Below are 12,603 nucleotides of genomic sequence, written 5' to 3' on the forward strand. Positions count from 1 at the left end.
CAAATGAAAGCAAGATGCACGTAAATGTTAATTTTTATCATATAAATATGTTATAAGTATTATTTATTGATTACACACTTAGCTTCAAAAACAAGAAGGATTACGCTTTATGATTGGAGTTTGTTATTACCCTGAACATTGGCCCGAACGCATGTGGCAAAAAGATGCTGAGGAAATGCGGGAGTTGGGCATTAAGTTCGTACGTTTGGCTGAGTTTAGCTGGTCTAAACTTGAACCTATAGAGAATGAATTTAACTTTGATTGGTTAGATAAAGCCATAAGGATACTGGCGCAACAAGATATTAAAATTATACTTTGCACACCTACAGCAACACCTCCCAAGTGGCTCATCGATAAACACCCTTCTATCTTGCCAGTCGATATCAATACTGGTGTCACTCGTGGCTTTGGCTCGCGCAGACATTATGATTTTTCATCGCATGAGTACTTTGATGCATCCATGAAAATCACTCGGATTATGGCGCAGCGATATGTTAATAACCCTGCGGTTGTAGGCTGGCAGACTGACAATGAACTAGCGTGCCACGATACCACGCACAGCGGGTCACAAAATGCCCTAATTGCGTTTCAAGCGTGGTGTAAGAATCAATATGGCGATATCGATACTTTAAACAAAAAATGGGGGACTATTTTTTGGTCTATGGAATATCAAGACTTCTCGCAAATAGAGCTCCCTTTTTTAGCAGTGACAGAAACACATCCTTCACATCAATTAGCTTACCGGCGATTTAGCTCTGATCAGGTAATTCGTTATCACAATGCCATGATAAGTGAGATTCGACAACACTGTCCCAACCAATTTATCACTCATAATTTTATTCCCATGGTCGACACCCAGTGTGATAATTTTGCATTGGCAGACAAACTAGACTTTGCCAGCTACGATAATTACCCTTTGGGAAGAACTGACTTGTTTTTTGCAAATAGCGAACCTAAGGCATTTGCGAAATATATGCGCACCGGCCACCCAGATTTTTCTAGTTTTTCATTTGATCAAATTCGCGGTATTTCGCACGACCACTTTTGGGTAATGGAACAACAACCTGGTCCTGTAAATTGGGGAAGTCATAATCCTAGACCGCACCCGGGAATGGTGTATTTGTGGTCATGGGAAGCGGTAGCCCATGGTGCATCAACGGTGTGTTACTTTAGATGGCGGCAAGCCGCATTTGCTCAAGAACAAATGCATGCAGGCATTAAACGTGTTGATAATTCTAAATCAATAGCATGGCACGAAGCAAAGCAGTTTAATCTAGACCTCCAAAAAACAGAATTTGATTTGTCTGCCAAAGTATCAGCTGACATTGCCATTTTAATGGATGTGCATAATCAATGGGTAACAGAAATCGAACGCCAAGGTGATAGCTATCAGCACCAGCAGGTTGAATTTTCCTACTACAGTGCTTTCAGAAAATTAGGCCTAAACGTCGACTTTATTGACCAAAATAGCGACTTAAGTTCATACAAACTAGTGGTAGCACCGTGCTTACCCATTATTAACGCTAGTTTTATTGAGCGCGCTAAATTAGCGCAAGTGCATTTAGTTGTTGGGCCACGAACGGGCAGTAAAACTGACGAACTATGCTTTGCACCTAATTTAGCTCCTGGCGCATTACAGCAATTAATAGATATAAAAGTGTTGAGTGTCGAAACACTTCGTGACAGTTGCGCAACTGAATTCATTTATAACAACAATGCTTACCAGTCGGAACGTTGGAACGAAGAGTTACTCGTGGGCGATGACGTTGCCGTAGCAGTATCATTGCCAAATGGACAGGCTGTAGTCGCACAAAACGAGAAAGTAACTTACATAGCAAGCTTAACGAATGACGCATTCTTATTAGCCTTATTTACCGATATTGCTAATAAACATAATCTTGGTCCAGTGCAATTACCACAAGACATTCGTTTATCATGGCGAGGAGACTACGGGGTGTTATTAAACTATGGTGATACTCACGAAACTGTGGAATTGCCCTTTGAACACAAATGTATTCTAGGCTCTTTGAAAATTGCGCCGTATTCAGTAAGTATAATTAAACAGGTTTAAGGTACTTTTAATAGGACGCTTGGCGCTCTAATTATCTTATAATTGGAGCGCCAAGTTATTTTTTCACGACTAAATTAAGTTCTATGCAAGTCTCTTCTCATTTCCAACCCATTGGATCGCTGGTCTTTGTCCGTAAACCGCCCAGTTCAGTAGCAACGACAAAGTCAAACAACTTACTAATGTAATAAACATTAAGTGTATGTAGTGCAAATCAAATGGCGCATAGATGGGTGAGAATTCAAACGAAACGCTCGCATATAATATAACCCCGAATACAACGGAAAATATACCCGCACCAGCATGTACGTTTTTAAAGGCTAATCCCAATATAAACACCGATAAAATAGGCATGCTCAACAAGCCATACAGCTGTTGAATAAGATTAATAATACTATCAGCCTCTTTATAAACGAGTACTAATAATAACGACAAAACGGTCATCAAAATAGTTACTATACCTGACAGTTTCTGTACATTAGGCGTTTTATTAAAATATGCTTCATGAATATCACATACATAAAGTGCAGTCGCCGAATTTAAGTTACTGTTAAATGTTGTTAGCACGGCCGCTGCCATAGCCGCAGCAAAAACACCGCTTAACCAACTTGGCAACAAGTCAGAAACGATAGTCCCGTAGGCCGTATCACCTATGTCACCATATAGTTTATAGGACACTATTCCTGGAATAACAATAATTGAAGGCACTATTAATAAACGAATTGCAGCCGCGGCAAAAACACCTTTTTGGGCTTCTTTAATATTCGGAGCAGCCATGGCGCGTTGGGTAATAACCTGATTGGTACCCCAATAGAATATTTGGATAAAAATCATACCTGTCAACAATGTATGCCATGGAATAGGCGAATCATCACCGCCAATTAGCGTTAATCTTTCAGCTGGAATACCTTCAAAATTATAGTCAACGGCATTAAGCGCCAAAACAACGATAAGTACCGCCATAAACAGCAGTATCACACCTGAGTATGTATCAGATACCGCAACAGCGCGTAAGCCACCGAATATAGCGTATAAAGCCCCTACAATGGCGAAAATAGCTGCGATGTAAATAATGGGTAGTTCAACGTTAAACATATTTTGCATGAACAAAGAGCCAGTATAAATTACAGCGGGACAAAAAATTAAAGCGGAGCCTAGAAAAAACAAGCAGCTAATGACAGCACGTATATGCTTATTATTGTAGCGTTTTTCAAGTAGTTCGGTGGTGGTCGTGCAGTTGTACTGATAATAAACAGGTAGAAACACCTTGGCTAATACAAATAAACCCGCTACGGCTGAAAACTCCCATAACGCAAGTAGCGCCATTTGGTTTCCATTCATGCCAACAAGTTGATCAGTACTCAAATTGGTTAAAGTAATAGAGCCTGCTACAAAATACCAGGCAAGTCCCCCGCCAGCCAGAAAGTATTCTTTACTTTGGTCAGCGGTGGTATGGCCTTTACCGCGACACTGAAGATAAGTAAGGAATGCGATCAACAATGTTACAAATAAAAACACGCCGATTTGAATTAAGTTAACTGTCATAGTGATCTTCTTATGTTAAGTCTAGTGGTGGGCGACATCTTTTGCGACTTCCATTTTTATGGCTTTCACGACTAAATTATCAGGGCGCGCATTATGTTTATTTATTAATACATTAAGTTGGTAAATAGACATTAATAAAGCATGAATCGGCATTAAGTATCCTGCTGAATTTAGTTCTGCAAGTGTGCTCGCGGGTAACATTTTGAATTGGTCTTCGTCTATAGTAAACAAGCCTTTGATGGTGTTAACGTGCCCGTTCTCGAACATTACTTTCAAATCAATCTGCTTAAGTAAATCAAGCTCTTCTAGCTTAGTTACAAGATGGAAGCTATGTCGCATGTTATCTAATTCCGTTTGCAGTAACTTAGTAACCACTGTCAAGTGGTCACTTGCTACTCCTTCTGCCGAAAATAGTGGTTTACCTTCGGTTTCTGAGAAAGCTGTGTTTTGGGGGTCAAAGCCAACGGTAAATTGAGCGTCTGCTTTGTTAGACTGCATCAAATACAGTGGGTATGTCCGTAATGCACTGGGCTGAAAAACAGGGAGCCACTGATTACTTTCAACAAATAAATTTTGTTCCGTTAAAAAACTCGTCATTGCCGAAAAGTTTAAGTTTCCATTAATGTTGTTACGTGACAAAAATATAGGAAAACAAGTAGCTGCTTGTGCAATTTCAACCGCATTTAATGAAAACACATGTTGTTTACTCGCAAATTCATTAATAGCGCTAGGCACTACTTTAAGATTCTGGTGTATGCGGCTACTTAACTCTATCAATTGCGTCATCGTTTATATTCCTTTTTGTAATTGTTGTTTGGCTTGAGCAGCTGCTAACCATGTTTGAATAAACGCTCTATGTTGAGGTAAAGACGCAAGCATTTGTTGCGTCAATTGTTGGTTTTTGCGCGCAACCAATGAAGCTTGTTGTTGTTCATTATAAAGATGTTGATGCTTGCTGAAGTCGGGTTTAAACCCCATTCCGTATAACACATATTGGTAACTCGCTGCAGGAAATAACTCAATAGCGCTTTCAAAATCGGCTTGTGTCGGACCTCTGTAAGCCCAAACAGCTAAATCTTCTTTCAATCTTTCAGGAATTGAATCTGCTTGGGTATGGGCTTGCCAATAGGGCTCTTGACGCTTAGTCAACATATAGTGGAGCTTAAGAAAATCAATAATTCGAGACCATTTGTAGTCCATTTGTTGATTGAAGCGTTTCGCAATCGTAGGCATAACGCCGTGATGTGGGGGAAGATTTTCAGCCACATAGCGAGCTGATATTTCTATCAACATAATCGCAGTCGCTTCAAGGGGTTCAACAAATCCAGCCGACATGCCAATGGCAACGCAGTTTTTATGCCAAAATTTCTCCCGGTGACCTGATTGAAAGGCTATTTTTCTGGGGCTTATGTCTTCTGGTTTTTGACCAAGATAGTTAGCAAGATTCAAATGCGCTTCGTCATCTGTTAAATATTCACTTGCATAAACATGACCAACGCCGCGTCTAGAAGATAAGCCAATATCCCAAATCCATCCCGCATTTTGGCCTGTTGCCACGGTATGTGTGGGAATAGGATCGTTGGCATCTTTATACGGTACATGCAACGCTAAAGCAGTATCGTTAAATAAATATTTGTCTGTTGATTTAAAACCAACACCCAATGCTTTTCCAAGTAATAGCGATTGAAACCCTGTGCAATCTATAAATAAATCGGCTGAACATTGCTGACCATCCTTAAGTTGGACGCTAGCAATATTTCCGTCATCAGATAATACGACATTGTCTACTGTTCCAATAACGTGCTTAACGCCTAAATTTTCGCGGGCATGCTGTTTGAGCAAATCAGCAAACGCACCCGCATCTAAATGATAGGCATAATTGCACTGTCCTGAGTACTCGCCTTCAGAAATGGATCGGGGAGCTAGGTTTGCTTCACATACACTTTGTTGGTAATTTGCCTCAAGTGCATATTCTTGAATATTTGACACGTACGGCGCCAAATCAATTCGACCATACCCTAGCGGGACGGTAAAGGGATGATAATAAGAGTCACCTTCACTTTTCACCCAATTGACAAATTTGCCACCTTGTTTGAATGCCGCATGGCAACGAGAAAACACATCGCTTTCTTTAATCCCTATAGATTTTAGAGTGTTTTTCATTGTTGGCCAAGTACCTTCACCTACCCCAACCGTTGGAATATCTGACGACTCGATTAGGATAATTTCTAGTGATGCTTTAGCAGATGTCGTTGCTTTCTTATGATGAGCTGCTATAACCGAAGCTGCTAGCCATCCCGCAGTTCCGCCCCCTACAACTGTAATTTTTCTTATATCTTTGGCCATAATATCCTCAATAAATGGATAAAACGCTAAGGATTTAACTTAAACACAAATATTGTAATAAGACCAATCTTTAGAATTTTATGACTAAAAAAGAAAAGCGACGGTAGCGTTTACCGCCGCCCTTCTGTTCACACAAAGCTTTTAGAATTTAGTTCTAATACCTATCGCATAACGAGAACCGTTGTCTTCTACAGAATATGTTTGATTAGCAAAACGTCCTGTTTGAACCAATTCTTCTTCAGTAATGTTAATTCCTTCAAAGAATACAGTGGTTGATTCGCTAATATCATAACTTGCGCTAATATCTATTTGACCAAACGTATCCGTATTTATGGGTTCGCCTGTAGAGCCATTGTCGATACTACGTAAGAAACCTTCGCGATTGTTATAAGCAACTCGCGCTTGCCAATCTTCTGCTTCATAGAAAATTACCAAGTTTTGAGAATCGCCTAGACCTTCTAAAGCAAACGTAGTAGAGGTGTCAGAGCCAATTTCTACTGAGCTATCTACTACCGTAGCATTAGCCGTTACGCCGAAACCGTTGTCAAATACATGTGTCCAAGCCAGTTCGAAACCAGTGACACGAGCAGACTCACCGTTTTGAGGACGGCTAACTGTGTAGTCTTCCTGCAAACCGTATAACTCTTGGGCTGTTGTTTCGTCGGTAATATCTAGCGTTGCACAAGCTGCGTCAGCACATGTAAAGTCAACTTGATCGCTTCGATTTGCCAGAGTAAACGTCTCTATGCCCGTTAATGTAGTAATAAAATCTTCTACTTCTTTGCTAAAGAAAGCAAAGGTTAAAATACTTGTGTCAGCATAATACCATTCGTACGAAATATCCCAGTTTGACGAACGGAACGGTTTCAACGCAGGGTTACCGCCGCTAGCTGTCAAGTTTTGACGACGTGGCTCGCCATAATTGGTTGCTGGCGATAAATCACTCATAGTTGGACGAGTTAACGAGTCATAAACAGCAAAACGCAATATCATGTCATCTTGAAGTTGTAACTTTAAATTAACGCTTGGCAATAGTGTTGCATAAGAGCCGCTTTCTACTATGTCAGTTGCCGGACCAAATACATTTGAAAATAACGTTTGATCAGTTGTTGGAATAACGTCAGCAATAAAACTTTGTACAGCGTTTACATCAACAGACGTTTTTGAGTAACGAGCGCCCACATTTAAGAATACAGGCATGTCTCCAATGTCAGTTTCAAAATTAAAGTCAGCATATACCGAAGTGATTTTTTCATTAACCGTATAGCGATTGTTTTGCAATGTAGGCGTAATTGGATTACCTGTCTGTGCTAAATAATCAACATACGCGTCGCCATCGTAAGTATAGTATGTATCTATTAAACCTGAGAAATAGTTGTTTGCGGTAAACGGTCTAAAATTAAGAGTATCAAGTGGTGCAGGCTCTGCATAACCACAAAATGCACACTGGCTAGCAAATATTTGGAATACTTTCTTTTCGCGATCTTGACTATATATACCAAAATTAGCACCGGTAAAAACATCGCCGTCTGCACGGTAATGAAAATCAGCTTTTACTTCAGTAATTGAATCTTCAAAGCTTGGTTGATTGCCTTTTTCGTTATAGTGTAAACGCGCTAAGTTTGCATCTGGAAGGCTTCCGTTACCAAATCCATCATGAATAACTGTTGGTGTGCCACCGGTACCATCAAATTGATAACTATTAATAATTCCAACCACGTTAAATCGGTCTTTGCCAGCACGATCGTTTTCGGCAGTTGATGATGAAACATCAAATTCTGCAGTAAGTGAATCCGAAATTTCCCAATCAACATTCAAACCAAATGCTGCATTTGAAATATCACGAGAGTTACGTGTATGCGATACAAAATCTGTCGCGGGATTACCAGAGCTTACGAATAAATCAGTATCTTGTGAGAATGAGGTTAGTGTACCCGTAGCTTCATCAATGGTGGCAGAACCGACGCGATCAGGTTCAAACCATGACGCTAAATCGGTCACTTGAGAATCAACTTCGAATGTAGATACTGAACCGTCTAAGGTAATAGTTACATCATCTGATGGTGCGTATTGAAAAACAAGGTTCGCATTTGTTCTTGTGCGTTCTTGGTTATCTACAATTTGATCCCAGTTACGAGGAATATATGCATTCGAATACAATACCCCATCGCGTGAATTCGATATAGTTTGACCCGGACGCCAACCCGCTGTTTCGATGCGGTTAATTTGAACATCACGTTTCTCATGACTCAAAGAAAATAAGATGCCCATCGTGTCATCATTAAATGTATTTGAAACTAAAGCAGAAATTGTGGGAGATAATTCTTCTGACAAACTTTCATACATACCTTTCGCTGAAACTACAGCAGTGAAGCCGCTATAGTCAAAAGGACGCGCTGTAATAAGACTTACGGTGCCACCTATACCACCTTCCTGCATTGTAGCCGTTCCGGTTTTGAAAATGTCTGCACCAACAATTTGGTTCGCGGAAACTGAGTCAAAAGCAAATTCTCTACCTCCTGTTTCGGAAGCCATTTGGCGACCGTTTACTAACACAGTATTAAATTGTGGACCGAAACCACGAATTGTAACCGCCTGGCCTTCTCCGCCGTTTCGGTCTATTGAAACGCCCGTAATCCGTTGTAATGATTCGGCAACATTGAGGTCTGGAAATTTACCTAGATCTTCAGCTTTTATGCCGTCAGACACTACATTCGCGTTTTTCTTATCATCCATTGACGCTTTTAAGCTGCTGCGATAACCAGTTACAGCAATTATCTCTACGCCACTAGCATCTGTTTCTTGTGCAATAACAGTAGTAGGTGCGAATAACGCAACAGCAATAGCCGCTGCGATTGATGTATATGTGCCAAATTGTTTTATTTTTTTGGTTTTCATAGTGTGTGCCCTTTTACAGATTTACCCTGTTTAAATTAATGTGCGTGTAAAACCAGCCAATAAGCTATTAACTTATTTATCATACAATATAACTAAAACTAGGAAGTTATCAACAAAAATGTACAAAAAATTAACATATAAGATACTTAGAAGAATTGATTTAAGCGGAAATAAATATTGTGATGTTTAAAGATCGTTATAATTAGCTAATTAATCAATGACTTACAGTTTACCCGTAGTTTAAGTAAAAAACATGATATTATTATGAATGAGATTATTTATAATACAAATTCGACTAATAGGTATCTAATGAACAGAGTGACGCAGGTCCTGGGGCCACTAATGCTCATTTTGTAGAGGTTCACACGAGGGGCGAAAATCAACATATGAGGCTGAGTATGTTGACGAAAACACTCACACTAGTCCTATCAAAGTTTGGAGCTTGTTCCCCTACCGTTATTCTGCAAACGCTAGCGTAGCTTCAACCGCCAAATTCCATTTATTCAGCAGTCTAGTGCGGGTGTGGTCACCTAATTCAGGCGTAAAGGTGCGGTCGACGGTTTTGCATGAGGCTATGTCGTCTAAATCTTTGTACAATCCATATTGCAAACCAGCTAGATACGCAGCTCCTAAAGCAGTTGACTCCATAATTTTAGGCCGTTTAACCTCTACTTGAATAATGTCAGCTAAGAACTGACATAGCCAATCATTGGCCACCATTCCACCATCTACCCACACTGCAGAAGAAGGCATGCCGTCTTTATTCATTGCACATAGTAATTCGTGAGTTTGATAACACACTGCTTCTAAAGCCGCTCTTGCAAAATGCGCGGGTCCAGTCCCTCTGGTCATTCCAAATAGACTCGCTCTCGCGTGTGGATGCCAGTGTGGCGCGCCTAAGCCAGCAAAGCCTGGCACTAAAAAAACACCATGGTCATAATCTAAGGACTCAGCCAAAACTTGGCTTTGTTTAGCATGTTTTAACACCTTAATACCATCTCGAAGCCATTGAATATTAGCGCCCGCAGTAAAAATGGCGCCTTCCAACGCGTAGGTCGTTTCACCTTTCAGACGGTAACCAACTGTAGTCAGTAGTTTATACTCAGACAAGACAGGTTTATTTCCCGTGTTCATAAGCGCAAAACACCCTGTGCCATAAGTACTTTTTAGGTCACCAGGATTAAAGCAAGATTGACCAATTAGCGCTGCTTGTTGGTCGCCTACAACACCGCATATTGGAATAGCTTCACCCAAGACCCTTTTGTCGCTTATGCCAAAGTTGTCGGCACAATCTAATACTTCAGGTAGCATGCTTTTAGGGATGGTAAACAATTCTAGTAATTCAGGGTCCCATTGCTGTGTATGAATATTGAATAGATTGGTTCTAGATGCATTAGTAGCGTCAGTAACATGAGATTTACCGTTGGTGAGGCGCCAAATCAAAAAACTATCTACAGTGCCAAAAGCAAGCTTACCTTGATTAGCTAAATGCCGCGCGCCCTCAACTTCGTCGAGAATCCACTTAATCTTACTTGCAGAAAAATACGGGTCTAATAATAATCCCGTTTTACTGCGCACCAAATCTTGATGTTCAGAAATTGATTCGCAATAGCTAGCGGTGCGACGGTCTTGCCATACAATTGCAGGGTATATCGTTTTACCGGTTTCCTTATTCCATACCAGCGTTGTTTCACGTTGATTAGTAATCGCTATACAAGCAATTTCGACACACTTCTCTTGAGCTTGAGCAATCGCATTTTTACAACTGTCTAAGGTTGTTTGCCAAAGGTCTTCAGATTTGTGCTCAACCCACCCGTTCGCAGGATAGTGTTGGTTAAACTCTTGTTGCACATTCGCAACTTGATGACCATCAAGCTCAAACACAATAGCTCTGCTAGAAGTTGTACCTTGGTCTATAGATAGGATGCCTAGTTTCTTCATCTTTTTCTCTTGTATAGTTTGTTTTACTTATAAACAAGGACAGTAAATAATATCAGCCGCTCTGGTAAACATTCACTGACGAAAATATATCAACAAGGGAGTTTGCGTTTTATGTCAATATATTGTTAATATATTATTTATCATACAATAATGTAAAGTGGAAAGGAAATGTAAAAATGTTGTTGCGAGAAACCAATCTAATTAAACTAAATCAAGGTAAATATGATGTTCTTATTATTGGTTCGGGTATCAATGGAGCCGTTTCAGCGGCGTCATTGGCCAGAAAAGGATTATCAGTCGCGATGATAGATAAAGGTGATTTTGCAGGAAAGACTTCTTCTAATTCATCAAACCTCGCTTGGGGAGGCATTAAATATTTAGAAAACCATGAGTATCTTTTGGTGAATAAATTATGTAAAAGTCGCAATCATTTAATGCGCAGCTACCCTTCAACGGTTCAAGAAATCCGTTTTTTAACCACTTTGCAAAAAGGGTTTAGGTTTCCGGCATGGTTTGTATACCTAGGTACATTAACATATTGGTTAATGGGACGATTTTTTACGCAACGTCCTAATTTTTTGAGTTCAAAATCCATTAAAGAACTCGAACCCGCTATTGATGTAAGCAACGCGCAAGGCGGTTTTGAATATTCTGATGCATTTTTACATGATAACGACGCCCGTTTTGTATTTAATTTTATTCGAACATCAATGGATAATGGCGCTATTGTCACCAACTATGTTGGTGCTTCATCTAGTAAGCGGGACGGCGATTGGTGGACAACTGAAGCCGTTGACCAAATTAGTGGGCAAACATTAAATATTCAATCGAAAGTCATAATAAATGCCTGTGGACCAAAGGTAGACGCCTATAATAAACAAGTTGACCAATATACAGATCACAGGCATTTGTTTTCGAAAGGGGTGCACTTGGTTGTAGATAAAATAACCAAAGTAGATAAAGTCTTGGCATTTTTCGCTTCCGACGGCCGCTTGTTCTTTGTCATCCCAATGGGGCAAAAAACATGCATCGGAACGACAGATGATAAAGTAGAAGACCCTGATATTAGCGTTACCGAAAGCGACCGTAAATTTATACTCGATAATGTAAATGCCTTACTTGACCTAGACCAACCGCTCACCGCAGCGGATATAATTTCTGAACGTTGTGGTGTTAGACCTCTTGCAATTAAAGGAAAAGGTGGCAAGGCTGATTGGGTAGCGTTATCTCGCAAACATGCCATTGATGTGAATAAAGAAGAAAAGTTCTTAAGTATATTTGGCGGCAAACTGACTGACTGTATCAACGTAGGAGAAGAAGTCAGTCAAATAATAAAGTCATTGGGTATAACACTCCCCTTTGAGAAAGCTATTTGGTATGGTGAATCTAACGAAAAAATAAAATCAGAGTTTGAATTTAGAGCTAGGCTCATAAATCTAGATTCAATGACGCCTGACTATTCTTCTGAAAAACTTACCACTCGTTTATGGCGCAGATATGATATCCACGCATTACAAATATTAGACGAGATACAACGTGATCCAAGCCAAGCTGAACAATTAATGGAAAATGCTGAATATATTCGTGCAGAATTACATTATGCTGCACGCCGCGAAATGATCACAAAACTAGAGGATTTTCTTCGCAGACGATCAAAAATTGAAATGGTCTTAAGAAAATCTGATATCGTAAAAACACAAGGAATTATAGAAGCTTGTGAAATATTGTTTGGCGAGCATGCCCAGATGAAGCTAGATGAGTACATTGGTAAAGTGTAAGTATTTAATGACTTTATATCAATTAGG

Annotated in this window: 7 protein-coding genes; 2 read left to right on the top strand and 5 right to left on the bottom strand. The window is 40.0% G+C overall.

Annotated elements, in window-relative coordinates:
- Positions 1-109: 109 nt before the first annotated feature.
- Entirely contained in the window at positions 110-2,071 is a 1,962-nt protein-coding gene (locus Q4567_RS05995; RefSeq protein ID WP_216046970.1) for a beta-galactosidase, read from the top strand.
- 81 nt (positions 2,072-2,152) lie between these two features.
- Here the strand turns inward: Q4567_RS05995 and Q4567_RS06000 are convergent, their stop codons facing one another.
- The 5 genes from Q4567_RS06000 to glpK form a co-directional block, all read right to left on the bottom strand.
- Positions 2,153-3,613, bottom strand: coding sequence for an SLC5 family protein (locus tag Q4567_RS06000; RefSeq protein ID WP_216046971.1), 1,461 nt, complete (start codon positions 3,611-3,613; stop codon positions 2,153-2,155).
- A gap of 21 nt (positions 3,614-3,634) precedes the next feature.
- Complete coding sequence (locus tag Q4567_RS06005) at positions 3,635-4,399, bottom strand: SapC family protein (RefSeq protein WP_216046972.1); 765 nt, start codon at positions 4,397-4,399, stop codon at positions 3,635-3,637.
- A 3-nt stretch (positions 4,400-4,402) separates the two neighbouring features.
- On the bottom strand, positions 4,403-5,959 hold the full coding sequence (locus tag Q4567_RS06010) for a tryptophan halogenase family protein (protein WP_216046973.1): 1,557 nt from the start codon (positions 5,957-5,959) through the stop codon (positions 4,403-4,405).
- A 141-nt stretch (positions 5,960-6,100) separates the two neighbouring features.
- Positions 6,101-8,857, bottom strand: coding sequence for a TonB-dependent receptor (locus tag Q4567_RS06015; protein ID WP_303499721.1), 2,757 nt, complete (start codon positions 8,855-8,857; stop codon positions 6,101-6,103).
- Between the two features lie 456 nt (positions 8,858-9,313).
- Positions 9,314-10,798 carry a glycerol kinase GlpK gene (gene glpK, locus Q4567_RS06020; protein WP_216046975.1) on the bottom strand — a complete coding sequence of 495 codons (1,485 nt, stop codon included), beginning with the start codon at positions 10,796-10,798 and terminating at the stop codon, positions 9,314-9,316.
- A 176-nt stretch (positions 10,799-10,974) separates the two neighbouring features.
- Here glpK and Q4567_RS06025 point away from each other — a divergent pair, with 176 nt between their 5' ends.
- A complete protein-coding gene (locus tag Q4567_RS06025) occupies positions 10,975-12,576 on the top strand; it encodes a glycerol-3-phosphate dehydrogenase/oxidase (RefSeq protein ID WP_216046976.1) in 1,602 nt (533 codons plus the stop codon).
- The last annotated feature ends 27 nt before the right edge of the window (positions 12,577-12,603 follow it).

It is taken from the genome of Aliiglaciecola sp. 2_MG-2023 (assembly GCF_030548145.1).
Taxonomy (GTDB): domain Bacteria; phylum Pseudomonadota; class Gammaproteobacteria; order Enterobacterales; family Alteromonadaceae; genus Aliiglaciecola; species Aliiglaciecola lipolytica_A.